The 26,317-nt window shown below is 63.7% G+C and carries 27 protein-coding genes; 20 read left to right on the top strand and 7 right to left on the bottom strand.

The genetic code is table 11. The annotated features are described in order from the left end of the window. The 5 genes from AC2FNY_RS08925 (at nucleotide 1) to AC2FNY_RS08905 (ending at nucleotide 2,141) form a co-directional block, all read left to right on the top strand. Nucleotides 1-489 carry a GFA family protein gene (locus tag AC2FNY_RS08925; RefSeq protein WP_496802223.1) on the top strand — a complete coding sequence of 163 codons (489 nt, stop codon included), beginning with the start codon at nucleotides 1-3 and terminating at the stop codon, nucleotides 487-489. Beyond that, nucleotides 486-884, top strand: coding sequence for a cupin domain-containing protein (locus AC2FNY_RS08920; RefSeq protein ID WP_496802222.1), 399 nt, complete (start codon nucleotides 486-488; stop codon nucleotides 882-884). The genes AC2FNY_RS08925 and AC2FNY_RS08920 overlap by 4 nt, the downstream gene beginning before the upstream one ends. A gap of 71 nt (nucleotides 885-955) precedes the next feature. Next, nucleotides 956-1,360, top strand: coding sequence for a DUF6497 family protein (locus AC2FNY_RS08915; protein ID WP_234167087.1), 405 nt, complete (start codon nucleotides 956-958; stop codon nucleotides 1,358-1,360). 214 nt (nucleotides 1,361-1,574) lie between these two features. Beyond that, on the top strand, nucleotides 1,575-1,712 hold the full coding sequence (locus AC2FNY_RS08910; RefSeq protein WP_234137587.1) for a hypothetical protein: 138 nt from the start codon (nucleotides 1,575-1,577) through the stop codon (nucleotides 1,710-1,712). A gap of 69 nt (nucleotides 1,713-1,781) precedes the next feature. Continuing rightward, nucleotides 1,782-2,141 (top strand): hypothetical protein, encoded by a 360-nt coding sequence (locus AC2FNY_RS08905; RefSeq protein ID WP_234137588.1) that lies wholly within the window; start codon nucleotides 1,782-1,784, stop codon nucleotides 2,139-2,141. 80 nt (nucleotides 2,142-2,221) lie between these two features. Here the strand turns inward: AC2FNY_RS08905 and AC2FNY_RS08900 are convergent, their stop codons facing one another. After that, nucleotides 2,222-3,361: a DcaP family trimeric outer membrane transporter gene (locus AC2FNY_RS08900; protein WP_234167086.1), complete on the bottom strand. Its 1,140-nt coding sequence runs from the start codon at nucleotides 3,359-3,361 to the stop codon at nucleotides 2,222-2,224. A gap of 659 nt (nucleotides 3,362-4,020) precedes the next feature. Between AC2FNY_RS08900 and AC2FNY_RS08895 the strand changes: the two genes are divergently transcribed. From AC2FNY_RS08895 to AC2FNY_RS08885, 3 genes are all read left to right on the top strand, one after another. After that, nucleotides 4,021-4,224: a hypothetical protein gene (locus AC2FNY_RS08895; protein ID WP_234137590.1), complete on the top strand. Its 204-nt coding sequence runs from the start codon at nucleotides 4,021-4,023 to the stop codon at nucleotides 4,222-4,224. A 120-nt stretch (nucleotides 4,225-4,344) separates the two neighbouring features. Next, nucleotides 4,345-6,390 carry an acetyl-CoA carboxylase biotin carboxylase subunit gene (locus AC2FNY_RS08890; protein ID WP_496802221.1) on the top strand — a complete coding sequence of 682 codons (2,046 nt, stop codon included), beginning with the start codon at nucleotides 4,345-4,347 and terminating at the stop codon, nucleotides 6,388-6,390. A 4-nt stretch (nucleotides 6,391-6,394) separates the two neighbouring features. Then, nucleotides 6,395-6,916 (top strand): hypothetical protein, encoded by a 522-nt coding sequence (locus AC2FNY_RS08885; RefSeq protein ID WP_496802220.1) that lies wholly within the window; start codon nucleotides 6,395-6,397, stop codon nucleotides 6,914-6,916. A 16-nt stretch (nucleotides 6,917-6,932) separates the two neighbouring features. On the opposite strand, the gene AC2FNY_RS08880 is transcribed toward AC2FNY_RS08885, so the two are convergent. Beyond that, a complete protein-coding gene (locus tag AC2FNY_RS08880) occupies nucleotides 6,933-7,379 on the bottom strand; it encodes a DUF4174 domain-containing protein (RefSeq protein ID WP_496802219.1) in 447 nt (148 codons plus the stop codon). A gap of 171 nt (nucleotides 7,380-7,550) precedes the next feature. On the opposite strand from AC2FNY_RS08880, the gene AC2FNY_RS08875 reads away from it, so the two are divergent. The 8 genes from AC2FNY_RS08875 to AC2FNY_RS08840 all read left to right on the top strand — a co-directional run bounded on the left by AC2FNY_RS08875 (nucleotide 7,551) and on the right by AC2FNY_RS08840 (nucleotide 15,940). Further along, nucleotides 7,551-8,483, top strand: a complete 933-nt coding sequence (locus tag AC2FNY_RS08875) for a hypothetical protein (RefSeq protein WP_496802218.1) — start codon at nucleotides 7,551-7,553, stop codon at nucleotides 8,481-8,483. Further along, nucleotides 8,449-10,578, top strand: coding sequence for a methylmalonyl-CoA mutase (gene scpA, locus AC2FNY_RS08870; RefSeq protein ID WP_234219149.1), 2,130 nt, complete (start codon nucleotides 8,449-8,451; stop codon nucleotides 10,576-10,578). The genes AC2FNY_RS08875 and scpA overlap by 35 nt, the downstream gene beginning before the upstream one ends. Before the next feature lie 130 nt (nucleotides 10,579-10,708). Then, on the top strand, nucleotides 10,709-11,311 hold the full coding sequence (locus AC2FNY_RS08865) for a VOC family protein (RefSeq protein WP_496802217.1): 603 nt from the start codon (nucleotides 10,709-10,711) through the stop codon (nucleotides 11,309-11,311). Then, nucleotides 11,308-11,802, top strand: a complete 495-nt coding sequence (locus AC2FNY_RS08860) for a GNAT family N-acetyltransferase (protein ID WP_496802216.1) — start codon at nucleotides 11,308-11,310, stop codon at nucleotides 11,800-11,802. Before AC2FNY_RS08865 ends, AC2FNY_RS08860 begins: the two co-directional genes overlap by 4 nt. 40 nt (nucleotides 11,803-11,842) lie before the next feature. Then, complete coding sequence (locus tag AC2FNY_RS08855) at nucleotides 11,843-12,523, top strand: molecular chaperone DjiA (protein WP_234137598.1); 681 nt, start codon at nucleotides 11,843-11,845, stop codon at nucleotides 12,521-12,523. A 4-nt stretch (nucleotides 12,524-12,527) separates the two neighbouring features. Beyond that, entirely contained in the window at nucleotides 12,528-13,541 is a 1,014-nt protein-coding gene (locus tag AC2FNY_RS08850) for an endonuclease/exonuclease/phosphatase family protein (RefSeq protein WP_496802215.1), read from the top strand. Between the two features lie 38 nt (nucleotides 13,542-13,579). Further along, a complete protein-coding gene (locus AC2FNY_RS08845) occupies nucleotides 13,580-13,969 on the top strand; it encodes a hypothetical protein (protein ID WP_238905389.1) in 390 nt (129 codons plus the stop codon). 159 nt (nucleotides 13,970-14,128) lie between these two features. Beyond that, nucleotides 14,129-15,940 (top strand): amidohydrolase, encoded by a 1,812-nt coding sequence (locus AC2FNY_RS08840; protein ID WP_496802214.1) that lies wholly within the window; start codon nucleotides 14,129-14,131, stop codon nucleotides 15,938-15,940. Nucleotides 15,941-16,174: 234 nt separating this feature from the next. Here AC2FNY_RS08840 and AC2FNY_RS08835 read toward each other — a convergent pair whose 3' ends face one another. From AC2FNY_RS08835 to AC2FNY_RS08825, 3 genes are read right to left on the bottom strand one after another with little or no spacing between them, the layout of a single operon-like run. Then, nucleotides 16,175-17,719 (bottom strand): Ppx/GppA family phosphatase, encoded by a 1,545-nt coding sequence (locus AC2FNY_RS08835; protein ID WP_234137602.1) that lies wholly within the window; start codon nucleotides 17,717-17,719, stop codon nucleotides 16,175-16,177. Between the two features lie 49 nt (nucleotides 17,720-17,768). After that, nucleotides 17,769-18,458 carry a P-loop NTPase family protein gene (locus AC2FNY_RS08830; RefSeq protein ID WP_496802213.1) on the bottom strand — a complete coding sequence of 230 codons (690 nt, stop codon included), beginning with the start codon at nucleotides 18,456-18,458 and terminating at the stop codon, nucleotides 17,769-17,771. Further along, on the bottom strand, nucleotides 18,459-19,526 hold the full coding sequence (locus tag AC2FNY_RS08825) for an AI-2E family transporter (protein ID WP_234163456.1): 1,068 nt from the start codon (nucleotides 19,524-19,526) through the stop codon (nucleotides 18,459-18,461). It lies immediately after the preceding gene. Between the two features lie 291 nt (nucleotides 19,527-19,817). Here AC2FNY_RS08825 and proS point away from each other — a divergent pair, with 291 nt between their 5' ends. Continuing rightward, nucleotides 19,818-21,212 carry a proline--tRNA ligase gene (gene proS, locus AC2FNY_RS08820; protein ID WP_234163457.1) on the top strand — a complete coding sequence of 465 codons (1,395 nt, stop codon included), beginning with the start codon at nucleotides 19,818-19,820 and terminating at the stop codon, nucleotides 21,210-21,212. A 4-nt stretch (nucleotides 21,213-21,216) separates the two neighbouring features. On the opposite strand, the gene AC2FNY_RS08815 is transcribed toward proS, so the two are convergent. Both AC2FNY_RS08815 and AC2FNY_RS08810 read right to left on the bottom strand, forming a co-directional pair. Continuing rightward, nucleotides 21,217-21,585 (bottom strand): hypothetical protein, encoded by a 369-nt coding sequence (locus AC2FNY_RS08815; RefSeq protein WP_234137606.1) that lies wholly within the window; start codon nucleotides 21,583-21,585, stop codon nucleotides 21,217-21,219. 238 nt (nucleotides 21,586-21,823) lie between these two features. Beyond that, the gene (locus AC2FNY_RS08810; RefSeq protein WP_234163458.1) at nucleotides 21,824-23,632 is read right to left on the bottom strand and encodes a fasciclin domain-containing protein; all 1,809 of its coding nucleotides are present in this window, start codon (nucleotides 23,630-23,632) and stop codon (nucleotides 21,824-21,826) included. A gap of 230 nt (nucleotides 23,633-23,862) precedes the next feature. Between AC2FNY_RS08810 and AC2FNY_RS08805 the strand changes: the two genes are divergently transcribed. From AC2FNY_RS08805 to AC2FNY_RS08795, 3 genes are all read left to right on the top strand, one after another. Beyond that, a complete protein-coding gene (locus tag AC2FNY_RS08805) occupies nucleotides 23,863-25,149 on the top strand; it encodes a lipoprotein-releasing ABC transporter permease subunit (protein ID WP_234167075.1) in 1,287 nt (428 codons plus the stop codon). Further along, the gene (locus tag AC2FNY_RS08800) at nucleotides 25,142-25,828 is read left to right on the top strand and encodes an ABC transporter ATP-binding protein (RefSeq protein ID WP_496802212.1); all 687 of its coding nucleotides are present in this window, start codon (nucleotides 25,142-25,144) and stop codon (nucleotides 25,826-25,828) included. Before AC2FNY_RS08805 ends, AC2FNY_RS08800 begins: the two co-directional genes overlap by 8 nt. A gap of 85 nt (nucleotides 25,829-25,913) precedes the next feature. Further along, nucleotides 25,914-26,297: a c-type cytochrome gene (locus AC2FNY_RS08795; RefSeq protein ID WP_234137610.1), complete on the top strand. Its 384-nt coding sequence runs from the start codon at nucleotides 25,914-25,916 to the stop codon at nucleotides 26,295-26,297. The last annotated feature ends 20 nt before the right edge of the window (nucleotides 26,298-26,317 follow it).

Raw genomic sequence — 26,317 nt, 5'->3', positions numbered from 1 at the left:
ATGGGCCAGACCCACGCCGGTGGATGCCTGTGCGGCGCGCTTCGCTACGAAGTGAGCGAACCGCCCCTGCGTCTGACATGGTGCACCTGTCGCTTCTGTCAGAAGATGACCGGGACACCGATGAATGCGCTTGCCGGGTTTTCCGGTGGCGCGTTCCGGCTGGTGTCGGGCAACCCTAAGACCTATACCCATGTCTCCGAAGGCAGCGGCAAGCAGATCCACCTGAAATCCTGCCCGACCTGTGCCACCACCGTGTTTGTGGAGTTGGAGCGGTTCCCCGGTTTCACGGGAGTCATGGCGGGTACCCTGGACGACCCGGACTGGTTCGACAGGACGCCGGAAAACGCCAAGTACATCTTCACCGACTGCGCACAGAAGGGGACGGTGGTACAGGCCGGGTTCCCGGTCTACCGGCAACACGCAACCGATCTTGAAGGCGCACCGCAGGATCCGGCGGTCTACAACCATCATCACCTGGTAAGCTCATGACACAGCTCTGGAAAAATCAGGCCTTTACCATCAGCCATGCCGACAGTTCCCCCTTTGTCGGGCAGGGGCTGCGGGCCTTTTTCGAATATCGTGATCTGGGCATCAAGGATGCGACCAAGGGCCGGTTCGGCGCCCATGTGATCCGCGCGGTGCCGGGCATGGAAAGCCCGGGCGCCTGGCACAGTCACGATCTCGATTTCCAGATGGTCTATGTCACCAAGGGCTGGGTCGTCTTCGAATACGAAGGGCTGGGCGAGCATATGTTGCGCGTCGGGTCCTGCGTGTTGCAGCCGCCCGGCATCAAGCACCGCGAATGCCGTCACTCCGACGACATGGAACTGATCGAGATCATCTCGCCCGCCGCCTTCGAGACACGGGACGAGACCGCCCCATGACCCTGCGCGCCCGACATGGAACAGCGCCCGCCACGTGCGATGCGCAAGCAACCCCGGCGAGAGGAGCCCGCTTGCGGGGCCGGGGTTGCCTCTATGTCCTGGCGCTAATGGCGGCGTTTGCCGCGCCTTTGCGAGCGCAGGCGCTGTTGCCGGTGCCCTCGGGTCAGCCTGTGGAACTGGCCGATGTGCTGCTCGACAATAATCCGGGCGAGTTATGGATCCGCTTCCGCTTCATCGCGCCCAAGATCGGCGATCAGGCGGGGCAGATCCCCTATGACGTGGTGGCCATCGACATGGAGCATCTGTGCACCATCCTGGCGGTCCCATATGTGGAAAGCCGCCAGATCACACCGGCGCGCGTGATCATCTCGATGTCGGACCGCCCGGTGGCCTTCGGCACCTCGCAACCCGGCGCCACACAATTTTTTGAGGCCTACCGCCTCCGCGACTCTCGCTGTATCTGGGAGGAGTTTTGACGATGCTACAACATGTTGCGGGTCAATCTTCACATCAGCGGAGTTTTGCGACTTTGGAGTCACAGGCCATGAACTTGCCCCATCTCGGATGTATTTCCGAACCGAGATCCACTATGCTCGCGCACGGTCGCCAACGCGCGTCCAACCCTGAAAGGGTGAGGCAGGCAGAAGCTGTTGCTTCTGTAAGTTTCGATTGTGTCAGTAGGAGAAACAGATGTCGAAATGCATCAAATTCGTTGCAATGGTTGCCTTTGTCGGCGCCGTTGCTGCTTGTGACAACTCGCCGAAGGAAGAATACGTCATCGTCGAGCCCATCTCGACCGAACCGGTCTTCACCGGCAAGTACAAGTAAAGACCGCGCGGGATCGGCCCTGCGGCCGGTCCCGCGTTTCGCCGCGCTCTCTGGCCGGGAGGGCGTGTCATGCTGAAACATCGCGGTTTCCCCAGCCGCATGCCCGGCTCTGATTTCCAGTTCACCATTCGCCGCGCCAACCCCAAGGGCGTCACGCCACTGGTCCGGCGCGAGCGCTATCGCGACCGCAAGGCGGTCGATCGCCGTGCCGATGCGCTGTTCATGCAGGCCCTGTGGGAGCAGTTCGGCGACGAACCGTTCGAGCGCGGCAATCTGGATGCCGGGCGCCTGAGCTGGCTGTTCGGTCGCGAGGTGGTGGCAGCAGAGGATCCGTTCGATCCGGCCAGCTACGAGGCGCTTCTGGTCATTGATGTGGCGGTGGCGCGGGCCTCGTTCCCGGATGCGTTCGACGGGGACGATTGGGAATGATCCATCCGGCGGCGCATATGGCCCGTTCGGGGAATACCGGACACGCCCTGACCGAGGGAGGACAGGGCGTGCCGCGGCTCTCAGAAGTTCAGCTGTACCGCAAGCTGAACCCGGTCGCCTTCGAAGCTGGCGCCGGTCGAGGTGGTGCGTTCGCCAAAGATGTATTCACCGCTCAGCGTCAGGTTGTCGGTGGCTTTGTAGAACGCGTTGACATGGATGGTCTCAAGCTCGGTGAAATCGAGCGTACCGGTCGAGGTGGGCAGGTCGTATTCCTCGCTGCCATAGGCGATGCCGAAGTTCCACTTCTCGCCGACATCCTGCCGGAATTCGACGGTAAAGCCATCGACATCGTTGGCCACGCCGCCAACCGCCGAGGCGCCGCCGCCGATCAGCAGCGGGCCCAGCGCCTCGCCGGTGACGAAGGTTGCCTGGAACAGGCCGCCATGCCAGGGGCGCAGCGCGCCGGACACGGTGACGCCGGTCTGGTCGACCTCGGTACCGCCGGAAATGACGGTGCCGACCAGGCCCGCGATCCGGGCCGAGAACAGATCGTCATTGTATTCCAGCGCGGCGGTGACGACCGGATCGTCCGAGCGAGAGCTGTTTTCCTCGATCGAGGCGCTGAACAGTGCCTTGCCGAAGGCATGGCTGTAGCGCACCTGCGGCACCCGGGCAAAGGTCACGCCGACCGGGCCGTTGAACTCGACGCTGGTCGGGTAATGGCCGATGGGCATGAAGTTGGTCCAGGTCTGACCGATCAGCCAGTGATCGCCGATGCGGATATTTGCATGGCGCAGGCGCAGTTCCGACCGGCCGCCCGAGGCGAACAGGTCGAACTCCAGCTGCCCGCCCAGAGTGCCGATATCGGTCTCGGTGCTGGTGCGGATGCCCAGGCGCGACTGGCGCACGGTGGCGCCAAAGGTCCCGTCGGTGGCATTCGCGGGTTCGCCGATATTGTTCACAAAGGCGGTGTCGCCCTGCACAAAGTCGAAATCGTAAAAGAAATCGGCCTTGGCATAGCCGTAAATGTCGATCGCGGTGCGACCGACATGCAGGTCGCCGCGTGCACCGGCGGCACGGCCGGCCTCCAGCGCTTCGACACGGGCGCGCAGCGCGTCCAGTTCGGCCTGGCTGCCGGCATCGCCGGCCATCGCCGCTCCGGCGCCCCCCAGGGCCGTCATCAGCGTCAGCGCCGATATTGCGTCAAGTCTCCTCACCATTTCTACCCATCTCCTCTTATATGTGGCGAGGCTTTGGGTTCCACGCGGCCCCGGTGCGATCAAATGACAAGCGGGCGATTGGCCGTGAGCGGAAATTGCCGCGATGGTGATCGTTCGGGAGTTGAGTTTTTGCCTGTCGCACACGGTATCTCGCCGGTACAGGGTCTGGCGCGCACGAACGCGTGCAGCTCGCGTGAAAGCAGTCGTCGCGCCTGTGGGTTGGGACGGGATCGCCTGGCCTTGCGTAACGGTTATGTGACAGAGGACGTGCCCGCAGCGGAGAAGCACCCTGTCGGCGTTTTCCCGCCAGAGTTGCTCCGCGTCCGGCAGAATCCGGCTCAAATCCGGCGTCCCGCGAACCGGGGCTTGGCGGCTTGTCACGGATACGGCAGCCTCGTTCAGGCGTGCGGTACAAATCTGCCTGCGTCGTGCGCGCACCTACTATTCCGTACCCCTTCCCTAAGCGGGCGGTTTGATGTCGCTGACCTCGAACCGCCCGTCTTTTTGCCCGCGCTCGGCACAGGTGGATCGGCGGATTTCCCCCAATTTGCGCGGCCCGCCGCTGAGGCTGTCACGGCGCGTGCACGCCGCTTGATTTCCACCCGCGCGCGGCCCCATCTATCTGCCCATAAGACGGATCAATCCGAAGGAAGGGCAGGATGCAGAAATCGAAACTCTTTGCCGGTCTGGCGCTCGTCGCCGGTCTGGCCGCCTGTGGCGACAATCCGACCGAACAGGCGCTTTACGGCGGCAGTGCGGGGCTTCTGGGCTCGCTCGCGCTGGATGGAAACCCTGTTGTCGGCGCAGCGGCCGGCGCCGCTGGCAACATCCTTTATTGCAAGGTGCAAGGCACCTGTAACTGACACACTGAATTCTCTCCGGGCACCGAACCGCCCGGCTGATATCGCGCGATACGCCGTTCCTGGCCATCCGGCCGGGGGCGGCGTTTTGCGTTCCGACCCTTCCAAGACAGAGGACATCGCATGTTCAACAAGATCCTGATCGCCAACCGGGGCGAGATTGCCTGCCGGGTCATCAAGACCGCGCGCAAGATGGGCATTTCCACCGTTGCCATCTATTCGGATGCCGACAAGCAGGCGCTGCATGTGCAGATGGCCGACGAGGCGGTGCATATCGGCCCGCCGCCCGCGAACCAGTCCTATATCGTCATCGACAAGGTGATGGCCGCGATCAAGGCGACCGGCGCCCAAGCGGTGCATCCGGGCTATGGCTTCCTTAGCGAGAACTCGAAATTCGCCGAGGCGCTGGAGGCCGCCGGTGTCATCTTTGTCGGCCCCCCCAAGGGCGCCATCGAGGCGATGGGCGACAAGATCACGTCGAAGAAGATCGCGCAGGAGGCAAATGTCTCGACGGTGCCCGGCTACATGGGTCTGATCGAGGATGCCGACGAAGCGGTCAAGATCTCGAACGAGATCGGCTATCCGGTGATGATCAAGGCCAGCGCCGGGGGCGGCGGCAAAGGCATGCGGATCGCCTGGAACGATCAGGAGGCGCGCGAAGGCTTCCAAAGTTCCAAGAACGAGGCGGCGAACTCCTTTGGCGATGACCGTATCTTCATCGAGAAATTCGTCACCCAGCCGCGCCATATCGAGATCCAGGTTCTGTGTGACAGCCATGGCAACGGCATCTATCTGGGCGAGCGTGAATGCTCGATCCAGCGCCGCAACCAGAAGGTCGTCGAAGAGGCGCCCAGCCCCTTCCTCGACGAGGCCACCCGCCGCGCCATGGGCGAACAGGCCGTGGCGCTCGCCAAGGCGGTGGGCTATGCCAGCGCGGGCACGGTGGAATTCATCGTCGACGGGCAGAAGAACTTCTACTTTCTGGAAATGAACACCCGCCTTCAGGTGGAACACCCGGTGACCGAGCTGATCACCGGTGTCGATCTGGTGGAACAGATGATCCGCGTGGCTGCGGGCGAACCGCTTAGCATCACCCAGGACGATGTGAAACTGACCGGCTGGGCCATCGAGAACAGGCTTTATGCCGAAGATCCCTATCGCGGCTTCCTGCCCTCGATCGGCCGTCTGAGCCGCTATCGCCCGCCGGCGGAAACCGCCGCCGGTCCGATGCTGGTCAATGGAAAATGGCAGGGGGAGGCGCCCACGGGTGAGGCGGCTGTGCGCAACGATACCGGCGTCTACGAAGGCGGCGAGATCAGCATGTACTATGACCCGATGATCGCCAAGCTCTGCACCTGGGCGCCGACCCGTGCCGCCGCGATCGAGGCGATGCGCATCGCGCTGGACAGTTTCGAGGTCGAAGGCATCGGTCACAACCTGCCCTTCTTGAGTGCGGTGATGGACCATCCGAAATTCATCTCGGGCGACATGACCACGGCCTTTATCGCCGAGGAATATCCCGAAGGCTTCGAAGGCGTGACCCTGCCTGAAACCGACCTGCGCCGCGTGGCCGCCGCCGCCGCCGCTATGCACCGTGTGGCCGAAATCCGGCGCACCCGTGTCTCGGGCCGGATGGACAACCACGAGCGCCGGGTGGGTACGGATTGGGTGGTCACGCTGCAAGGCGCCGATTTCCCGGTCGCCATCGCCGCCGATCACGATGGCTCTACCGTCACTTTTGACGATGGCAGCGCGATGCGGGTGACCAGCGACTGGACGCCGGGCGACCAGCTGGCCAACCTGATGGTCGATGGTGCGCCGCTGGTGCTGAAGGTGGGCAAGATCTCGGGCGGGTTCCGCATCCGCACCCGGGGCGCTGACCTCAAGGTGCATGTGCGTACCCCGCGTCAGGCGGAACTGGCGCGGCTGATGCCCGAGAAACTGCCGCCCGACACCTCGAAAATGCTGCTTTGCCCGATGCCCGGCCTGATCGTGAAGGTCGATGTCGAAGTGGGGCAGGAAGTGCAGGAGGGTCAGGCGCTGTGCACCGTCGAGGCGATGAAGATGGAAAACATCCTGCGCGCCGAGAAAAAGGGCGTGGTTGCCAAGATCAACGCCGGCGCGGGCGACAGCCTGGCCGTCGATGACGTAATCATGGAGTTCGAATAACCCCATGTTCGGGGCACGCACATATCTTCGCGCATCGCACCCGCTCGCGGCGCTGGCCCTGATCGGGCTGGCGGCCTGTGCGCTGGACCGCGAGGCCGAGGTGCGTGCCCAACTCGGCGGCTGGATGCCGCTGGGCGATACACTCTATTTCGAGTCCAAGCTGGAATGCACGGCGGGGCTGTTCGCAACCCAGGCCGATTTCCTGCAAACCAAGGTGCGCACGGTTTCGACCCTGCGAGACGGGCTGGCGGCACTGTCGCGCGAGGCCATCGTTGCCTTCGAACTTGAGGGCGAAACGCCCGATCAGGTCTCGCAGGCGGTGATGTCGGCGGATCTGCCCAAGGGGCTGGGCATCCTGGCCTCGGGGCTCAGCGCGCGGGCCTGCATGGACGAGGATACAAGATCGGCTTATCTGAGTGCGCTGCACTCGCCTGCCGCGCTGTTGATCTTTGCCCCGGATAACAACGCCCTGGTGATCCTCGACCGGGAACGCCGACAGGTGTTCTTTGCCCGGGGAGATGTGTGATGGCGGCGCGCGCGCCTCAGTTCAGCCCGCGCCGGTCGCGGATTTCCTGTTCGCGGGTCGGCATCTTGTCGATGGTCCGGGTCAGTTCGCGCACGCTCCACGGTGTCGGCTTGCGCAGCTTGACGCCGCCATCCTTGTCGATCACCACCAGCGCGAAACCGCGCGGGCGCAGTTTCTGCCGGGCGGGTGAGCGGGACGACGGGTCGGTGTCTGTCAGAACCACCACGTCGCGTTCCTTGAGCATGTCTGCGCCTGCGCGCAGCATCTCGATCTGCTGCTGGAACCGGGGGTCAGCATCGGTATCGGCAAAGACGACGATGGGCCGTTTTATCCATAAAAATTCACTCAAATCGCTCTCACCGGCGGGCCGGATCAGAGCCTCCGCTTCAGGTTGCATGGCATCGGCTGCCCAGCCTGCAAGCGGGAGAAAGGCAAGGAAAACAAAGGCGAATAACGGTCTCATGTGGTCTCCTGTCCCGTTCAATATAGCCGCGGCGGCGCCGATTGCGACAGCTTGCGCGAGAGGGGGATGCAAAAAGTTTAACGTTAATGGCTTCGTCAGGGGTTGGGCATGACTGTGAGGGTACATTCCCGCTCCCATCGGGTCCTGAGGGCCCGCAAGAAAGGCTGCGCCATGGACGTTATCCTGCATATCGGCGCGCATCGCTGCGCGACCACCACATTTCAACACTATCTGCGCCAGAATGCCGACCGGCTGGCGGCCGATGGCACCGGGTTCTGGGGGCCACGGCGGACCCGCAACGGGCTGTTTCGCGGCCTGCTGCCCACGCCCGGCCCCGCCACCGGGCGCGACCTGCGCCGCCGCGCGGTGGGGCGGGTGCGGCTGAACCTGGCGCGTACCGCGCTGGGCGGCACCCGGCGTTTGGTGGTGAGCGATGAGAACATGCTGGGTTCGATGCGGCTGAACCTGCGTCAGGCGGAACTGTACCCGGATGCGGGCGAACGCATCGCCCGCTATGCCGAGGCCTTTGACGGCAGGATCAGCGATGTGGTGCTGAACATCCGCTCGCCCGAGATCTGGTGGTCGTCGGCGCTGGGCTATGGGCTGACGCGCGGTTTTGGCCTGCCATCGCCGGTGGCGCTGGACTGGATCGCTCATGGCCCGCGCAGTTGGCGCGATGTGATCGCCGATATCGGCTGCGCGGTGCCGGGCGCCCGGCTGTGGGTGCTGCCGTTCGAGATTTTCGCCGGCCGCCCCGAGGCGCAGTTGCAGGCGGTCACCGGCCGCCCGGCGCCGAACGAGCATAGCCGCGACTGGTTGAACGCAACGCCGCGCCTGCCGGAACTGCGCGAGATGCTGCCAGAGCGCCTGGCGCGCGCGCTGCCCGGTGGCGAGGGCCGCTGGAGCCCCTTTACAGCCGAGCAGGCCACCGCCCAGCGCGAGACCTATGCCGATGACCTGATGTGGCTGGCAGCCGGAGCCGATGGCCTGGCCTGGCTAATGGACGATCCGAACAAGAAACCGGCGGGGCAAACCCTGCCAAGACCCGAATTGACAAGAGGAAGACGCAATGAGCAAGACCGACGATTGGCGGGCGCTGGCTGAGAAAGAGCTGCGCGGGCGCCCCGTTGAAGACCTGACCTGGCAGACGCTCGAAGGGATCGACGTCAAGCCGCTTTATACCGAGGCGGACACCGCCGAACTGCCGCATATGGGTGGGATGCCGGGCTTTGGCCCCTTTACCCGTGGCGTCAAGGCGACCATGTATGCGGGCCGCCCCTGGACCATCCGGCAATATGCCGGCTTCTCCACCGCCGAGGAATCGAACGCATTCTACCGCCGCAACCTGGCCGCCGGTCAGCAGGGTGTCTCGGTCGCCTTCGACCTGGCCACCCATCGCGGCTATGACAGCGACCACCCCCGCGTGGTGGGCGACGTGGGCAAGGCCGGTGTCGCCATCGACAGCGTCGAGGACATGAAGATCCTGTTCGACGGCATCCCGCTCGACAAGGTGTCGGTCTCGATGACGATGAACGGCGCGGTGATCCCGATCCTGGCCAGTTTCATCGTCGCGGGCGAAGAGCAGGGCCATGACAGATCGGTGCTGTCGGGGACCATCCAGAACGACATCCTGAAAGAGTTCATGGTCCGCAACACCTATATCTATCCGCCCGAACCCTCGATGCGGATCATTTCGGACATCATCGGCTATACCTCGGACAACATGCCGAAGTTCAACTCGATCTCGATCTCGGGCTATCACATGCAAGAGGCCGGGGCGAACCTGGTGCAGGAACTGGCCTATACCCTGGCCGACGGGCGTGAATATGTGCGCGCCGCGATCGAGGCCGGGATGGACGTGGACAAGTTCGCAGGTCGCCTGTCGTTCTTCTTTGCCATCGGCATGAACTTCTTCATGGAGATTGCCAAGCTGCGCGCCGCGCGCACGCTCTGGCACCGGATCATGACCGAGTTCGGCGCCAAATCCGAACGTTCCAAGATGCTGCGCACCCATTGCCAGACCTCGGGTGTCAGCCTGCAGGAACAGGACCCCTATAACAACGTGATCCGCACGGCGTACGAGGCGATGAGCGCGGTCCTGGGCGGCACCCAGTCGCTGCATACCAACGCGCTGGACGAGGCGATTGCGCTGCCCACCGATTTCTCGGCCCGCATCGCGCGCAACACCCAGCTGGTGCTGCAGGAAGAGACCGGCGTGACCAAGGTGGTCGATCCGCTGGCGGGTTCCTACTATGTCGAGAGCCTGACCAACGACCTGATCGAGAAAGCCTGGGCGCTGATCCAGGAGGTCGAGGAGATGGGCGGCATGACCAAGGCCGTGGCCAGCGGCATGCCCAAGCTCCGCATCGAGGAAAGCGCCGCCCGCCGCCAGGCGATGATCGACCGCGGCGAAGAGGTGATTGTCGGCGTCAACAAGTACCGCAAGGACAAGGAAGACCCGATCGACATTCTGGACGTCGACAACATGGCGGTGCGCGACGCCCAGATCGCCCGGCTGGAGCGTATCCGCAGCACCCGCGACGAGGCGGCCTGTGTCGCCGCGCTCGACGAGCTTACCCGCCGCGCCAAAGAGGGCGGCAACCTGCTCGAGGCGGCCGTCGAGGCGGCCCGCGCCCGGGCCTCTGTTGGAGAGATCAGCATGGCGATGGAAAAGGAATTCGGCCGCCACCGCGCCGAAGTGAAGACCCTGGCCGGTGTCTATGGCGCGGCCTATGAGGGCGACGAGGGCTTTGCCGCGATTCAGAAGTCGATCGAGGCCTTTGCCGAGGAAGAGGGCCGCCGCCCGCGTCTGCTGGTGGTCAAGATGGGCCAGGACGGCCATGACCGGGGCGCCAAGGTGATCGCCACCGCATTTGCCGATATCGGTTTCGACGTTGATGTGGGGCCGCTGTTCCAGACGCCCGCCGAGGCGGCGCAGGATGCCATCGACAACGACGTCCACGTGGTCGGCATTTCCAGCCAGGCGGCGGGCCACAAGACGCTGGCACCGCAACTGGTCGAAGAGCTGAAGAAGGCCGGTGCCGAGGACATCATCGTGATCTGCGGCGGGGTCATTCCGCAGCAGGATTACCAGTTCCTCTATGATCACGGGGTCAAGGCGATCTTTGGTCCGGGCACCAACATTCCCGAAGCGGCGCAGGATATCCTGAAGCTGGTGCGCGACGCGCGCGCGGGCTGAGGGCAGGGGTTGGGGGGCGCTGCCCCCCGGCCTGCGGCCTCCCCCCGGAGTATTTCGAACCAGAAAGAAGCGGCAGGCGTTGGCTTGCCGCTTTTTTGCTGTCAGTCTCTGCTTTGGCAGGAGGGCGGTGATGGAACTGGATCATTTCGCGGTGGCGGGCGAGACGCTGGAAGCGGCGCGGGCGCATGTGGAGGCGGCGCTGGGCGTGGCGATGCAGCCGGGGGGGCAGCATGCCCGGTTTGGCACCCATAACAGGCTGTTGAGCCTGGCCGACGGGCTGTACCTGGAGGCGATTGCCATCGACCCCGATGCGCCAGGGCCGGAGCGGCCGCGCTGGTTCGACCTGGATCGCTTTTCAGGCCCGCCGCGGTTGAGTAACTGGATCTGCCGGGTGCCCGATCTGACGGCGGCTCTGAGCGAGGCGCTAGCGGGGGCGGGGGATATCGTCGATCTGGAGCGCGGCGCGCTTAGCTGGCGGATGGCGGTTCCGGCAAGTGGCGTGCTGCCCTATGATGACCGGTTTCCGGCGCTGATCCAGTGGCAGGGCGACCTGCATCCGGCGGCGATGCTGGCGCCTTCGGGTTGCGCTTTGCGCCGGCTGGTGGTGACCCATCCCGAGGCGCAGGCACTGGCAGAGCTGTGCGGGTCGCTGGAGCGGGTGGTGTTCGAGACCGGGCCTTCGGGCTTACGCGCCGAGATCGACACGCCGCACGGGCTGCGGGTGCTGGAATGAGGATCCGGCCCGCGCGGGCGCAGGATGCGGCTGATATCGCCGGGATTGCCAATCATTACATCCGCGACACGCTGGTGACCTTTACCACCGAGTTGCGCAGGCCAGAGGCCGTAGCCGAAGATATCGCGGCACGCGCGCCCGCCTATCTGGTGGCCGAAGCGGCGGGTGCGGTTCTGGGCTTTGCCACCTATGGCCCGTTTCGGTCGGGGCCCGGCTATGCCCGCACCCGTGAGCATTCCATCCTGCTTGTCCCCGGCGCGCGGGGGCAGGGGGCGGGGCGCGCCTTGATGGCGGAACTGGAGCGGGTCGCCCGCGCCGAGGGGGTGCATGTGCTGGTGGCAGGTATCTCGGGCGCCAATCCGGGAGCGGTGGCGTTTCATGGCAAACTGGGCTTTGCCGAGGTGGGGCGCCTGCCGCAGGTCGGGTACAAGGAGGAGCGCTGGCTCGACCTGATCCTGATGCAGAAAATTCTCTATGCTGACCCAAATTGACGCACCTGACACCGCCGGGCGAAGGCGCTAGTGTGGCGCCATGTCACTCTGGACCCGCATAACCGACGCGCTGAGCGCGCTGGCGCAGGGCGAAAGCCTGAGCGCCGTGTTCGAACGCTTGCGTACGCCGCCCGAGAAATCGGTGGCCTTTGCCATCGCCGTCATCGCCCTGGGTGCCAAGATGGCTAAGGCCGATGGCCGGGTCACGCGCGACGAGGTGACCGCCTTTCGCGAAGTGTTCCAGATCGCCCGCGCCGACGAGGCGGGCGCGGCGCGCGTCTTTGACATGGCCCGCACCGATGTCGCCGGTTATCAGGATTACGCCCGCAAGATCAAAGGCATGTTCGCCGAGGACAGCACCGTGCTGTGTGACCTGATGGAGGGGCTGTTTCACATCGCCATGGCGGACGGCTTCTATCATCCGGGCGAGAACGAGTTCCTGGCCGAGGTGGCGCAGATATTCGGGCAGACCGACCGCCAGTTCCATGCCCTGCGTGCCCGTTTCGTACCTGATGCGCCCAAGGATCCCTATACGGTGCTGGGGGTGTCGCCCGACATGCCGATGGCCGAGATCCGCAAGGTCTGGCGCAAGCTGGTGCGCGAGACGCACCCGGACGCGATGATGGCGCGCGGTGTGCCCGAAGAGGCGATCCGCCTGGCGGAAAAGAAGATGATCGACATCAACCGCGCCTGGGACGAGCTTAACGGCGCGCGGGTCTAGGGCGATGCGGCTGGCGACCTGGAATATCGAGTGGTTCGCCAACCTCTTTGACCGCAATGACCGGCTGTTGGTGGATGACCGCTGGTCGGGGCGCCACGATGTCACCCGCGCCCGGCAGGTCGAGGCCATTGCCAAGGTGTTGACCGCGCTCGATGCCGATGCGGTGATGATCATCGAGGCGCCCAATACCGGGCGAACCCAGAACACGGTTCGGGCGCTGACCGCCTTTGCCGAGGCATTCGATCTGCGAACCCGCGCCGCGGTGATGGGCTTTGCCAACGAGACCCACCAGGAGCTGGCGCTGCTGTACGATCCGGCCCGGCTCGAGGCGCGGCACGATCCCCTGGGCGAGGAGACCGGAAAGCGCGGCAGTGCCACGCCGCCCCGGTTCGACGGCACCTACCGGATCGACCTCGATATCGACGCGACCGAGGATCTGGTGCGCTTTTCCAAACCGCCGCTGGAGCTGGAGATCAAGACCGCCACGGGCACTCGGTTCCGCATGATCGGGGCGCATCTGAAATCCAAGGCGCCGCATGGGGCCGAATCCCGCGACGAGGCGATCCGCATCTCGATCCTGAACCGGCGCAAACAGTTGGCCCAGGCGATCTGGCTGCGTGAAAGGGTCGAGGATCATCTGGCACGTGGGGAAGAGGTGGTATTGCTGGGTGATCTGAACGACGGCCCCGGCCTGGACGAATTCGAACATCTCTTTGGCCGTTCCTCGGTCGAGATCCTGCTTGCGGCGGGGCTGTATGACCCGCATGCCGACAAGGTGCGGCAGGTGCGCCCGGGGCCGCTGCCGGCGACGGCGCGCTTCCAGCTTCCGGGCGAAGGGCGGTACTTGTCGGCGCTGCTCGATTACGTGATGATCAGCGGGGGCCTGATGGCGCGGCGCCCGGCCTGGCGCATCTGGCATCCGTTCGACGATGCCGAATGCTGGCAGATGGTCGAGTTGCGCGAGGCGCTACTGACCGCCTCCGATCATTTCCCGGTGTCGCTGGATATCGACATCTGAGCTTTGAAATCGCGCGCGCGAATGCCTATCTTGGGCATATGAAACCGATCCTTGTCATCGCCCTTGGCTTGATGCTGACCACCCCGCTGCCCGCCACCGCGCAGGACGAGGGTGAAGGCCGCTCGCTGATGGAACGCGGCGCCGAACTGTTCCTCAAGGGGTTGAGCCAGGAGATGGAACCGGCGCTCAGGGACCTGCGCGACATGGCGGGCAAGGTGGGGCCATCGGTGCTGAGTTTCCTCGAACAGATGGGCCCGGCACTGGCCGATCTGGCCGAGCGGGTCGAGGACTGGTCGGTCTATGAGATACCCGAGATGTTGCCCAACGGCGACATCCTCATCCGCCGCAAGACGCCGCTGCCCGAGGCACAACCGGACCAGCCGCTTCAGCCGGTGGAGCCGCCCCCCCCAGGGATGACGGATATTTAGCACGGACAATCCTGGGATTGTCGCTTGCTGAGTGGGCATTTTCATCCGCGCTGCCGGCTTATCTGCCGATCACCACACACAAAGTCATGAGCGCTCTATCAAGACGGGTCACCTGTCGATATTTTATACGGATAGGATCACCAGTCGGGGAAGACAAATATGTTGATGAATTTGCATCGCACGACGGCCTGGATTGCGGTTATCGCAATGTGGGCATCAATGTCCGAAGCCCAGGAAGTCGCGGACACGATCTATACCGGGGGTCCTATTCTCACGGTCGATGACGCGCAGCCGAGAGCCGAGGCAGTCGCGGTGAAGGACGGGCGGGTTCTTGCTGTGGGCGATCTGTCCGATCTGTTGGCGCGGCAAGGCGACGCGACGAAGGTCTTCGATCTAGATGGCAGAACCATGCTGCCGGGATTTGTCGATAGCCATGGGCACGTGGTCATGGGGGGGTTACAGGCGCTTTCCGCCAATCTTCTCGCCCCGCCGGATGGAGACGTCACCGACATTCCCAGTTTGCAGCAAACGCTTCGTGAGTGGGCCGAGAAGAACGCCGATACCGTCGAGAAGGTGAAACTGATCATCGGCTTTGGTTACGACAATGCCCAACTCGCGGAACTGCGGCATCCGACACGAGAAGACCTCGATGCGGTTTCGACTGAATACCCGATCATGATCGTGCATCAGTCTGGGCATCTGGGTGTCGGCAATTCGAAGGCGCTGGAAATCGCCGGGATCGATGCCTCGACAGAGAACCCGCCCGGTGGCGTCATCCGGCGTGGTCCCGACGGCGAACCGAACGGTGTGCTGGAAGAATATGCCTTCTTCACGGCGGTGGTGCCGATGCTGTCCGAACTGGGCCCCGAGGGTGTGACTGTCTTTGCCAAGGCCGGGGCCAAGCTATGGGCGAGCTTTGGCTATACCACGGCACAGGACGGCCGATCCTCGGGCGGCGTCGTCGAAGCCCTGAAAGCGGTCGACGCCGAAGGCGAATTGCCGATCGATGTGATCGCTTTTCCCGATGTGCTGGAAGCCAAGGATTACATCAAGGCAAACGCTTCGGATGATTACACCGGCAACGTCCGCGTCGGGGGTTGCAAGCTGACAATCGACGGTTCGCCGCAAGGCTTCACCGCGCTTCGAGACCGACCATATTTCGATCCGGTGGGCGATTATCCACCGGGCTACGCCGGGTATTCTGCCGTGACGATGGAGCAGGTCCAAGACGCAGTGAACTGGTGCTACGAGAACGGTTTGCAGGTCATTACGCATGCAAACGGCGAGGGGGCGTCCGACATGCTGATCGCCGCACTTGGGGCGGCACAGGAGAAGTATGGCGATCCGGGCAACCGTCCGGTACTGATCCATGGTCAATTCCTGCGCGAAGACCAGGTGGACAGCTATCAGCGGCTGGGTGTCTTCATGTCGTTGTTTCCGATGCACACCTTTTATTGGGGCGACTGGCATCGAGACCATACGGTTGGGCCGGTCAACGCCGAAAACATCTCGCCAACCGGATGGCTGGTTCAGCGTGGCATGATGTTTGGTTCTCATCACGATGCGCCAGTTGCCTTCCCCGACAGCATGCGCATTCTTGACGCCACGGTCACCCGGCGGACGCGTTCCGGCGACATCCTTGGGCCACATCAAAGGGTCGATGTCATGACCGCGCTCAAGGCGATGACAATCTGGCCCGCATGGCAGCAGTTCGAGGAAGACGACAAGGGCTCGATCGAGGTAGGCAAGCTCGCCGACTTCGTCATTCTGTCTGGCGACCCGACGGCGGTTGATCCGGAAACGCTGGATCAGCTTCGTGTGGTTAAGACCATCAAGGAGAACAAAGTGATCTACGAGGCCGAGGCGGGCGTGCAGAAAGGCGAGCTGTCACACCCGGATTTTGCCTTTAGCCCTGTCGCGGCGGATCATATTCTTCACGCCATGTACGAGGGTCTCACCGCCCGGAATTGAGAGGCATCTGGTCATCTTTTCGATCTGCCGCGCCGCTGGCCTGACGGAAGCCGATGCTGAGCGAGTTGCTGAACGAACCCGAAGCAACTCCCTCTCATTGTTCGCGGTGATGCGTCTTGGCCAGCGGCTTGTTACGAACCCAAGCGAGGACCTCTGTGGGACCACCCGACAGGATGGGTCACGGCAGGTTCCGGAAAGTCCGGGGCAAACCTGCGGCCCCGGGCTGCGTTGGTCTCACTCCTCGATAAACACGTCCGAGGTCGCCCCCAGCGCCGAGACCAGCGATTGGAACCGGGCCTCGGCCACTTCGCTGAACAGAGGCGCGGCCTCTTGCGGCAGGTGCAGTTCCAGACGGCGCTTCTTGGGGAACCAGGTTAGCCGTCCCATCCGCGCGTCGCGCTTCAGCCAGAGCATGGCGCCAAAGCGCATTGCCTTGCCCAGGATCTCGGCCTGGGTCTGGCTCTTGTCGTCCAGCAACGCGTAAATCGGCTCGAACCGGTTGCCCTCACGCTTGTTGCGATAGCGGTGTTGCAGGGCCAGCCCGATAAAGACCCGTTCGGAATGCTTGAGCCCGCCCAGGTTCGCGCGGGTCACGTTGTCGAAACAGACCTCGGCGCGGTAGTCGGGATGCGCGCGCCAGCTGACATCGTGCAGCAGGCAGGCGGCCTTGATCAGCCGCACCCGTGGGCGGGGGGCGGACTTGAACAGCGGCATCACGAATTCAAAGAGCTGCTTGCCGAATCCGGGCAGGCGGGCATCCTTGGATTCGGCGAAATAGCAGGCCTCGATCAGCGGGTCGCGGTCGCGCAGCCGCTGCGGCATCTGTTCATACAGCAGCCCCTCGCGGATCCCGTAAGAGGAGATGGCGATATCCTTGGGCTTGAACTCGCGGATCAGCCGGGCCAGCACGTCGATCGCATAGGGAACCAGCGCCATGCGCGAGGCCGAAACGCCGGCCTTGCTGCGCAGCTTGTCCAGGTCGGCCCGTTCGATATAGCGCGCGGTTTCATGCACGTCGCGGACGGTCATACGGTATTCGTGCAGCACCTTGAGCGGATAGTTCCGGCGCAGCATGTCGACACGCGCGATGGCGCGCCAGCTGCCACCGACCAGGAACAGGCGGTCGCGCTGCGGTCCAAGCTGGGCGCGCAGGTCGTTCATCACCTGTTTGATATGTGCCTTGCGGCCGCGGCGACCGCCCGGCACGTCGCGCAGCTTCAGCGGCCCCAGCGGCGAGGTCAGGCGGCGGCCGACCTGGCCGCTGCCGATCTCGGCCAGTTCCATCGAGGCGCCGCCGATATCGCAGATCAGCCCATAGGCGCCCGGCCAGCCCAGCAGCACGCCCTGCGCCGACAGCCGCGCCTCTTCTTCACCGTCGATCACCTGGATCACAAGGCCGGTCTCGCGCTTTACCTCGGCGCAGAAATCGGCGCCATCCGCGGCCTCGCGGACGGCAGCGGTGGCCACCACCCGCAGGGGCGGCAGGTCCAGGTCGTCGGCCAGGTGCTGGAACCGGCGCAGCGCGGCCAGCGCCCGCACCCGGCCTTCGGGGTTCAACCGTCCGGTCTCGGCCAGACCGGCGCCCAGGGCGCACATGATCTTTTCGTTGTAGAAATAGGCGGGCGAGCGCGCTGCCCCATCGAACACCACCATGCGGACCGAGTTCGAGCCGACATCCACCACGCCGATCCGCGACAGCGCCCGGGCGCCGGGATCGTCGAACAGCGGTCTGCCGAAGGGGCCCCAGTCCGGGACGGATGTTTCCGTTTGCAGGTTCATGCGGCCCCCTGTCTTCGTGTGGGCAGAATGCGGGATTGAGTCATTCGGGTCAATTGCGGTGTCCGGCCGCACCGGGCTGATCGTTCAGCAGCCGAACGGCCAGGGCACGGGTGATGTCGCGCTTTTCGGCCAGCGCGATCCGGTCCAGCGCCTCGACCATGCGGGCGGCGGCCTCGAAGCTGCGGTCCATGTGTTTCACCAGATACGAGATCACCTCGGGGCCGGGGCTGAGTTGCCGGTCGACGAACAGTTTGGCCAGTACAGCGCCCAGCAAGGCGTCGTCCGGCGGGTCTAGCGCCACATGCTGTGCGCCCTCGATCCGGCTTTGCAGATCGGGCAGGGCCAGGCCCCAGAAGCCGGGCGCCTGCTGTCCGGTCAGCAACAGCGGATGGCCATTGGCCAGGGTCAGATTGTGCAGATGAAAGAGCAGCGCCTGACGCGCGTCGTCGCCTGCCAGCAGCGGCACATCCTCGACCGCGACCGGGCCGGATGCCAACTGGGGAATATCGGCCTCGGCCAGGTCGGTTGCGGCGGTGATACGCCCGCCGGTCTCGGCGGCCCAGACATGGGCCAGGTGGGTCTTGCCCGCGCCCGCCGGGCCGGTCAGCACCAGCTTGCCGCCGGGCCAGACCTGTGCGGAAATCATCGCCACCGCCAGCGCATTGGCGGGCGAGACGAAAAAATCCTCGCGCCCCAGCGCGGTCATCGCGGGGAGGTCAAAGCTGAGTTGTCGGGCCATTCAGTCGTTGTCCTGTCCGGTGAGGCCCCGGTAGAGGCGGCTGCCCAGATACTGTCCGGTGGCGAAACGCGCAAGCACCCCCAGCGCCGCCGCGACCGGCACTGCGATCAGCATGCCGACAAAGCCGAACAGCGCACCAAAGACCGACAGGGCCAGCAACAGCCAGACCGGATGCAGCCCGACCGAACTGCCCACCAGCTTCGGGGTCAACAGGTTGCCTTCGACCACCTGGCCCAGGGCAAAGATTGCCGCCACCAGTCCGATCGACAGCCAGTCGCCCCAGAACTGGAACAGCGCCAGCCCGATGGCCAGCGCACCGCCGATCAGTGCCCCCAGATAGGGGATGAAGGTCACCAGCCCGGCGATCAGCCCGACCACCAGACCGAATTGCAGGCCGACAATCATCAGCGCCACCGCGTAATAGGTTCCGAGGATCAGACAGACCGTGCCCATGCCGCGCACGAAAGAGGCCAGCACAGCGTCGATCTCTCCGGCCAGACGCCGGATCACCGGTGCATGATCCAGCGGCAGCAACTGGTCGATGCGCGCGATCATCCGGTCCCAGTCAAGCAGAAGATAGACCGCAACCACCGGCACGATCACCAACAGCAGCACCACGTTGATGGCCGAGCCGACCGAACCGGCCAGGGTCTTGAGCAGGTCGCCCGAGCGCGACTTCAGCGTCTCCATCACCGAGGCGATCATCTGATGCGCGTTCGATTCGCGATCCAGCACCGAGGGGAAATGGGTGCTGACAAAGGCCCTCAGGTCCTGGAACAGTTGCGGCAGCACGTTGATCAGGTCGATCATCTGCGCGATCAATGCCGGCACCACCATCAGCACCATCAGCACGAACAGCAGCACCGAGGCGATGGTGATCACCGCCGTCGCCGCCGTGCGCGACAGGCCCCAGCGTTCCAGCCGGTCGGCCACCGGATCGACGAAATAGGCAATCGCGCCGCCAATCACGAAGGGCAGCAGCACATCTCCCAGTAAATACAGCACCGCAACAAAGACCGCCGCGGCAAGCCCCCAGTAGCGCAGTTGATCCTTTACGGGCAGTGCCATGCGGCCTCCGGCGCGATGATTTTCCACATGCTTCGGTTTTGGCTTATGGTGCCTGGGCTTGCAAGCATTCCCTTGGCGCGGCCCGCGTTGCGATCACTATAGCTCTGGGGAACACGGCTTGCGCATTGTCTCCGTTCCGGGTGTAGCTGCTTTGACCGTACTGGAACATGAACCTGATGCAGCGGTAAACCGGATGTCTTCACCGGGCAAAACCACGCCTGAGCGATTGCCTGTTGCACGGCGATGTCTTAGACCGCTTGGAAACGTCAAATTCAGGAAAGACACAGCACGATGCGCCTGTCGCGATATTTTCTGCCCGTATTGAAGGAAAACCCCGCTGAGGCCCAGATTGTCAGCCATCGTCTGATGCTGCGCGCCGGCATGATCAAACAGGCGCAGGCCGGCATCTATTCCTGGCTGCCGTTGGGGTTCAAGGTGCTGCGCAAGCTGGAAAACATCGTGCACGAGGAACAGATCCGTGCCGGTCATATCCCGATGCTGATGCCCACCCTGCAATCGGCCGACCTGTGGCGCAAATCCGGGCGCTATGACGCCTATGGCCCGGAAATGCTGCGGATCACCGACCGGCACGACCGCGAAATGCTGTTTGGTCCGACGAACGAAGAGATGATCACCGACATCGTCGCCAACTATGTGACCTCGTACAAGGCGCTGCCGCTGACGCTCTACCATGTGCAGTGGAAGTTCCGCGACGAGGTGCGCCCGCGTTTCGGCGTCATGCGGGGCCGTGAATTCCTGATGAAGGACGGTTACAATTTCGACCTGACGAAAGAGGATGCGCTGCACGCCTATAACCGCCATCTGGTCAGCTATCTGCGCACCTATGAGCGTATGGGGTTGCAGGCGATTCCGATGCGGGCCGACAGTGGCCCGATTGGCGGCGACTATACCCATGAATTCCTGGTGCTGGCCGATACCGGCGAGTCGGAAGTCTTCTATGACAGCGCGATCACCGATCTGAGCTTTGGCGACCGCATGATCGACTATGACGATCACGCCCAGTGCCAGGCGGTGCTGGAGGAGTTCACCAGCCGCTACGCCCGCACCGACGAAACCCATGACGAGGCGGTTTTCAACGAGATCCCCGAAGAGCGCCGCCGCGTGGCGCGGGGGATCGAGGTGGGCCAGATCTTCTACTTCGGGACCGAGTATTCAGAGAAACTGGGCGCGATGGTGCAGGGCGAGGACGGCCAGCGCGTACCGCTGCACATGGGCAGCCATGGCATCGGAGTGTCGCGCCTGATCGGTGCCATCATCGAGGCTAGCCACGACGACAAGGGCATTATCTGGCCTGAGGGCGTCACGCCTTTCCATTGCGGTATCGTGAACCTGAAGCAGGGTGACGACGAGGCGGATGCGGCCTGTGACAAGCTATATGCCGCGCTGACAGCGCTCGGGCTGGAACCGCTCTATGACGACCGTAGCGAACGTGCGGGGGGCAAGTTCGCCACCATGGACCTGATCGGTCTGCCCTGGCGGATCACCGTGGGCCCGCGCGGGTTGAAGAACGGGGTGGTGGAACTGACCAGCCGCAAGACCGGCGAAAGCGTCGAGCTGAGCCCGGAAGAGGCGGTTCGGAAGGTGGCCGAGATCTATGCGCCGCACCACCCGCACCTAGCTCGTGAAGAGCCGATGGCAGGCCGGTCTTTCCACACCTGGCTGTGATGGACTAGTGAAGTGGACTGCGGGTTGGCGGGTGGCTTAGCAAATCGCCATCCGCCCAGTCGCCATGGTGCGCCAGAACGCATGGCCGCCCCAAACGGTTCACCAAGTCCTCCATCGACAGCCCGAGGAAGTTCAAACCGCACAATCGCTTACCGCTGCCGCGCTCTGTGACGCAAAAGGCGCCGTCTCGAAAAGCCAGACCATAACCGCGTTTCCGCATGACCTCGATAAGCTCGGCCCATGTTTTCGCCCCGTGAAAAAGCGGCAGCATGACTGCCCGCAGCAGAGCTGCCGTTTCACAATCATAAGCCGCAGGTTGCGACGTGGAGCGTTTTTTCGAAGACATCGGTCCTGTCATCTGCCTGAGTCCCATCTTGGGCACTCCTCATTCCTAAAATGCTGGCACTTGTGCAGTACGGATTCAAAATTTGCCCGCCCGACGTGTTAATTTTGGTTAAAATTTGGGGAAATTCGGTGTCAAAATCGGTCTCATCGCCATAATGTTTCTGTCTTGGAAACGGTATTGAGCGGTGATGCGTGTTCTTGTCATCTGTGCATCATGTACGGCAGGGGCGCTGTAGCCGCCCCTGCCAAAATGTGCGAACGTTGGGTTAGGCAAGAAGATCGTAATCCGTGCCGTCGATCCTGATCATGATGCTGTCTTGTGCAGCGCCGTCCACAAGGGCAAAGATCACTTGCCCCTGATAGTCGACAAAAACCTCCTCGACGGCATCATCCCCCGGACGTGCGACACCGTCACCGCCGGCATGGGTCACGTGAACGACGAAATCGTCGATGCTCGCATCGGACTGGCCGAAGACAAGGACATCGTTTTCTTCCGAGTTGAAGTCCTGGATCCAGTCGGTGCCGTGATCCTCAATCCCCAGGTGGTAGAACTTGTCGGCGCCGGTGCCACCATTCAACCGGTCGAACCCGAAGCCACCATTGATGAAATCATCCCCGGCGTTGCCGAATATCTGGTCACTCAACCCGTTTCCGGCGATGACGTCGTTCCCGTCCTGACCAGCCAGAAAATCGGTTCCTGCACCACCCGAGATCGTATCAGCACCGCCTTCGCCATAGACGACGTCGTTACCGGCCCCCGCATCAACCAGATCGCTGTCTGCGCCTGCATAGATCCAGTCGCCAAGGTCGCTGTCGCTGGCGCCGCCGATGATCGTGTCGGCACCCTCGGCCCCATTGAGGGTATCGTTGCCATCGCCACCGCGCAGAAGATCGTTTCCGGCGTCGCCGAGCAGCCGGTCGTTGCCGTCGGCGCCAAGGATGATGTCATTGCCTTCACCGCCGCGGACGACATCATCCCCGCCACCAGCGTCGATTAGGTCGTTATCGAGGCCGGTATCAAAGGACTCTGCAATGTCTTCGCCAAAGATCAGATCGACAGCATTGTTCCCGTCGCTGACAAGAACATCTGCAGGAACCAGAACGCCATCAATGACATGCACGATCCCGTTGGCAGCCTGGATATCGGTGGCGATGATGTTTGGATCGGGCAGTTCGGGGTCAAGATCGCCGAGGCTGGTTCCGTCGATCGTTATCGAACCGCCCTGAAGTGTTGTGATGGTGTCAGAAGCAAGTACCTGGCTGGCTTGCAGGGATTCGCCCGCGACATGATAGGTCAGCACCTGGGTCAACAGCCCGATCGGATCGCCCCCGCTTAGAAGATTGAGACCGCGCACAATGAAGGACAGGGCACCTGCCTCGTCGGTTCCCTCATAGCCGAGCGTTTGCGCAAGAGACAGGAACGCGTCGTCATTCGGCGCGAAAACAGTCAGGTCGGCATCCGCATCGTCAAGGGCACTGCCAAGCCCGGCGGCTGATACGGCCGCCAGGAGGAGATCGAAGTCGCTTCCATTGTCATCCAGCTCTCCCGACGACGCGACCAGCCCTGTGATTGTCGGGGCATCGTTTCCGGGCAGGTCTACCGGCAGCATGACCCGGTCGATGACGTGGATGATGCCGTTGTCCGCCGCCACATCGGTCGTGACCAAAGATGCGTCGATCAGGTCAGGTTCGAGATCGACAAGGGTGGGCGCATTCAGCGTCACAACGCCACCCTGAAGGGTTGTCAGACTGCCCGCAGCCGCGATTTCGGCTTCCTCCAGGGATTCGCCGGCGACATGATACAGCAAGACAGCGCGCAGAGTTTCAGCAGGTACTGCACCGGTCAAGAACGCGGTCACCGCATCGTTGTCCGTGCTGTCTCCGTCAAAGCCGATATCCACGGCAAGTTTCGAGAAGGCCGCATTGGTCGGGGCGAAAACGGTGAAATCGCCCGAGGCATCGTTCAAGGTGGCGACAAGGTTCGATCCGGGTAGTTCGCTGTCGACGAACGTCAGGGCCGAAACAAGGATCGAGAAATCCGCGTTTCCAGCGGCAATATCTGTTATTGTGGGCATTGTTTCCTCCAGCTTGTGTTCGAGAGGACTACGCGTTCAGGAACAGGGCGGATCATTCCAAGGGGCTCACGAAATCGCGAGCAAGAGCGACCCGGCGCGCGTAAGCATTTGACAGTCGTACGGCTTCTGAATTCCCCCGGCATACCGCGGAATCGGCGGGTTGTTGGTTCTGACCATGTACAAAACCGTCAAAACGCCGTACATCGCGGGCAAACGAGCAGGAGCCTAAAATGGCCAGACAACCGGCCCCCTTTGCCGCATTTGAATGGAAGATCGCCTGGCGATACCTGCGTGCCCGCCGGGCCGAGGGCGGGGTCAGCGTGATGACCTGGATCAGCCTGATCGGCATCACGCTGGCGGTGTTCGCGCTGATCGCGACGCTGGCGGTGCGCTCGGGCTTCCGGTCCGATTTCGTGGGCACCATCCTGGGTGCCAACGCCCATGTCACCGTCTATAACCCCGGCGAAATCGACGCCAATGGCCGCATTGACCGGACCATCCCCAACTATGCCGAGATGGCCGCCCGGGTGGCCGGGGTCGCGGGCGTCACCCGGGCCGCGCCGCTGGTCAAGGGGCAGGTGATGGCGGCCGCCCAGAACCGCAATGCCGGTGTCGAGGTGTTCGGTATCGCCGCGGCCGATCTGGCCGCACTGCCCGGCATCACCAATACCGACCGCTCTTATGGCGACCTGTCCCGCTTCGATCAGGGGATCGCGCTGGGCTCGGGCGTGGCGCGCGAGCTGGGGGTTACCGTGGGCGACCGGATCAAGCTGATCTCGCCCAACGGTGCCCGCACACCGATGGGCACCTCGCCCCGGGTGAACGCCTATGAGGTGGTCTATGTGTTCTCGGCCGGGCGCTATGACATCGACCGCACCCGGGCCTACATGCCCTTTGCCGAGGCGCAGGCCTATTTCAACCGCGAGGGTGTCGCCGACGAGATCGAGGTGATGGTGACGGAGCCCGAGCGGCTGGACCGGGTGCTGATCCCGATCCTGACCGCCGCCGGTGACGGCGCCCAGGTCTGGACCTGGCAAGACGCCTCGGGCGGGTTCCTGCGCGCGCTTGAGGTCGAGGACAACGTGATGTTCATTATCCTGTCGATCCTGGTGCTGATCGCGACCATGAACATCGTCTCGGGTCTGATCATGCTGGTCAAGAACAAGGGCCGGGATATCGGCATCCTGCGCACCATCGGCCTGAGCGAAGGGTCCATCCTGCGCGTGTTCTTCATCTGCGGCGCGTTTACCGGCATCCTGGGCACGCTGATGGGCGTTGTGCTGGGCTGTCTCTTTGCCATCTATATCGACCCGATCTTCTCTTTCGTGAATTTCGTGATGGGGGGCGGCGTCTGGGACCCGGCCATTCGCGGCATCTATGCGCTGCCGGCGGAACTGCGGCTGGCTGATGTGCTCAAGGCGGCGGGTCTGTCGCTGGGCCTCTCCTGTGTCGTGACCTATTTCCCGGCGCGCCGCGCGGCGCGGCTGAACCCGGTGGAGGCGCTGCGCTATGAGTGAGCCGACATTGCGCCTGAGCGGCATCGAAAAGACCTATCTGAAGGGGACACCCGGCGAGGTGCGCGTGCTGCGCGGCGTCGATCTGAGCGTCGCGCCGGGCGAGATGGTGGCGCTGGTCGCGCCCTCGGGGGCGGGCAAGTCGACGCTTCTGCATATCGCGGGCCTCTTGGACGTGCCCGATGCGGGTCAGGTTCAGATCGCCGGACAGGACATGACCGGGCGCGGCGACCGCGCCCGCACCGGGATGCGGCGGCGGGACGTGGGCTTTGTCTATCAGTTCCACCATCTGTTGCCCGAATTCTCCGCGTTGGAAAACGTGGTGTTGCCGCAGCTGGCCAACGGCGTGGCTGAAGGCAAGGCCGAAGCGCGCGCACGCGAGCTTCTCTCCAGCGTCGGAGTGGCCGGGCGCGCGGATCATCGCCCAGCGGCGCTATCGGGGGGCGAACAGCAGCGCGTGGCGTTCTGCCGGGCGCTGGCCAACGCACCGCGCCTGTTGCTGGCGGATGAGCCGACCGGCAATCTCGACCCCGCGACCTCGGAGCAGGTGTTTGACGCGCTGGTCGAACTGGTGCGCGGCACGGGCCTGTCGGCGCTGATCGCTACTCATAACCTGGAACTCGCCGCGCGCATGGACCGGGTGGTGCGCCTGACCGAAGGGCGATTGTCGGCCGAAGGCTGAGGCGGCGCCACGCGTTGATTTGGATCATGGCGCCGGGTGTCGCGCCGGGTCAGGCTGGCCGGGAAATCATAGTGGTTCGTTGAACATGCGCCTTCTGTTTCCGGCCTTGCTCCTGCTCGCCGCATGCGCCCCCGAAGGACCGGGTGGTGCGCGGCTCTATGCCCGGCATTGCGCGGCTTGCCATGGGCCGACCGGCGCAGGGGACGGACCCGAGGCGCCGCGCTTGCCGGTGCCGCCCGCAGATCTGCGTGGCCTTGCTGAGGCGCATGGCGGGCAGTTTCCGGCGGCGTCCGTGATGGCCACGATCCATGGCTATCCCGGCAAGGGGCATCTGGGCGCGATGCCTGAATTCGGGCCATTGTTCGACGGCGAGACGGTCGCCGTCACCACTACCGATGGAAATGTCGTCGCAGCACCGCGCGCAATAGTGGCGCTGACCGCTCATGTCGAAACGCTGCAAACGCCCTGAGGCGCGCAAACTGGAGGAGA

Source organism: Ruegeria sp. BHSC223 (genome assembly GCF_059613025.1).
Note: the sequence above shows the minus strand (reverse complement) of the source record. Positions and strands in the feature narration are given on the sequence as shown.

Coding starts and splice junctions, on each gene's coding strand:
- AC2FNY_RS08830 (WP_496802213.1), bottom strand. CDS start 18,458: ATGGCCCGACAACTCAGCTTTGACCTCCCCGCGATGACCGCGCTGGGG.
- AC2FNY_RS08815 (WP_234137606.1), bottom strand. CDS start 21,585: ATGGGACTCAGGCAGATGACAGGACCGATGTCTTCGAAAAAACGCTCC.
- AC2FNY_RS08895 (WP_234137590.1), top strand. CDS start 4,021: ATGCAGAAATCGAAACTCTTTGCCGGTCTGGCGCTCGTCGCCGGTCTG.
- AC2FNY_RS08920 (WP_496802222.1), top strand. CDS start 486: ATGACACAGCTCTGGAAAAATCAGGCCTTTACCATCAGCCATGCCGAC.
- AC2FNY_RS08925 (WP_496802223.1), top strand. CDS start 1: ATGGGCCAGACCCACGCCGGTGGATGCCTGTGCGGCGCGCTTCGCTAC.
- AC2FNY_RS08875 (WP_496802218.1), top strand. CDS start 7,551: ATGGACGTTATCCTGCATATCGGCGCGCATCGCTGCGCGACCACCACA.
- AC2FNY_RS08805 (WP_234167075.1), top strand. CDS start 23,863: ATGGCCAGACAACCGGCCCCCTTTGCCGCATTTGAATGGAAGATCGCC.
- AC2FNY_RS08795 (WP_234137610.1), top strand. CDS start 25,914: ATGCGCCTTCTGTTTCCGGCCTTGCTCCTGCTCGCCGCATGCGCCCCC.
- AC2FNY_RS08840 (WP_496802214.1), top strand. CDS start 14,129: ATGTTGATGAATTTGCATCGCACGACGGCCTGGATTGCGGTTATCGCA.
- AC2FNY_RS08885 (WP_496802220.1), top strand. CDS start 6,395: ATGTTCGGGGCACGCACATATCTTCGCGCATCGCACCCGCTCGCGGCG.
- AC2FNY_RS08835 (WP_234137602.1), bottom strand. CDS start 17,719: ATGAACCTGCAAACGGAAACATCCGTCCCGGACTGGGGCCCCTTCGGC.
- AC2FNY_RS08855 (WP_234137598.1), top strand. CDS start 11,843: ATGTCACTCTGGACCCGCATAACCGACGCGCTGAGCGCGCTGGCGCAG.
- AC2FNY_RS08890 (WP_496802221.1), top strand. CDS start 4,345: ATGTTCAACAAGATCCTGATCGCCAACCGGGGCGAGATTGCCTGCCGG.
- AC2FNY_RS08800 (WP_496802212.1), top strand. CDS start 25,142: ATGAGTGAGCCGACATTGCGCCTGAGCGGCATCGAAAAGACCTATCTG.
- AC2FNY_RS08845 (WP_238905389.1), top strand. CDS start 13,580: ATGAAACCGATCCTTGTCATCGCCCTTGGCTTGATGCTGACCACCCCG.
- AC2FNY_RS08865 (WP_496802217.1), top strand. CDS start 10,709: ATGGAACTGGATCATTTCGCGGTGGCGGGCGAGACGCTGGAAGCGGCG.
- AC2FNY_RS08825 (WP_234163456.1), bottom strand. CDS start 19,526: ATGGCACTGCCCGTAAAGGATCAACTGCGCTACTGGGGGCTTGCCGCG.
- AC2FNY_RS08880 (WP_496802219.1), bottom strand. CDS start 7,379: ATGAGACCGTTATTCGCCTTTGTTTTCCTTGCCTTTCTCCCGCTTGCA.
- AC2FNY_RS08860 (WP_496802216.1), top strand. CDS start 11,308: ATGAGGATCCGGCCCGCGCGGGCGCAGGATGCGGCTGATATCGCCGGG.
- scpA (WP_234219149.1), top strand. CDS start 8,449: ATGAGCAAGACCGACGATTGGCGGGCGCTGGCTGAGAAAGAGCTGCGC.
- AC2FNY_RS08905 (WP_234137588.1), top strand. CDS start 1,782: ATGCTGAAACATCGCGGTTTCCCCAGCCGCATGCCCGGCTCTGATTTC.
- AC2FNY_RS08850 (WP_496802215.1), top strand. CDS start 12,528: ATGCGGCTGGCGACCTGGAATATCGAGTGGTTCGCCAACCTCTTTGAC.
- AC2FNY_RS08810 (WP_234163458.1), bottom strand. CDS start 23,632: ATGCCCACAATAACAGATATTGCCGCTGGAAACGCGGATTTCTCGATC.
- AC2FNY_RS08910 (WP_234137587.1), top strand. CDS start 1,575: ATGTCGAAATGCATCAAATTCGTTGCAATGGTTGCCTTTGTCGGCGCC.
- AC2FNY_RS08900 (WP_234167086.1), bottom strand. CDS start 3,361: ATGGTGAGGAGACTTGACGCAATATCGGCGCTGACGCTGATGACGGCC.
- proS (WP_234163457.1), top strand. CDS start 19,818: ATGCGCCTGTCGCGATATTTTCTGCCCGTATTGAAGGAAAACCCCGCT.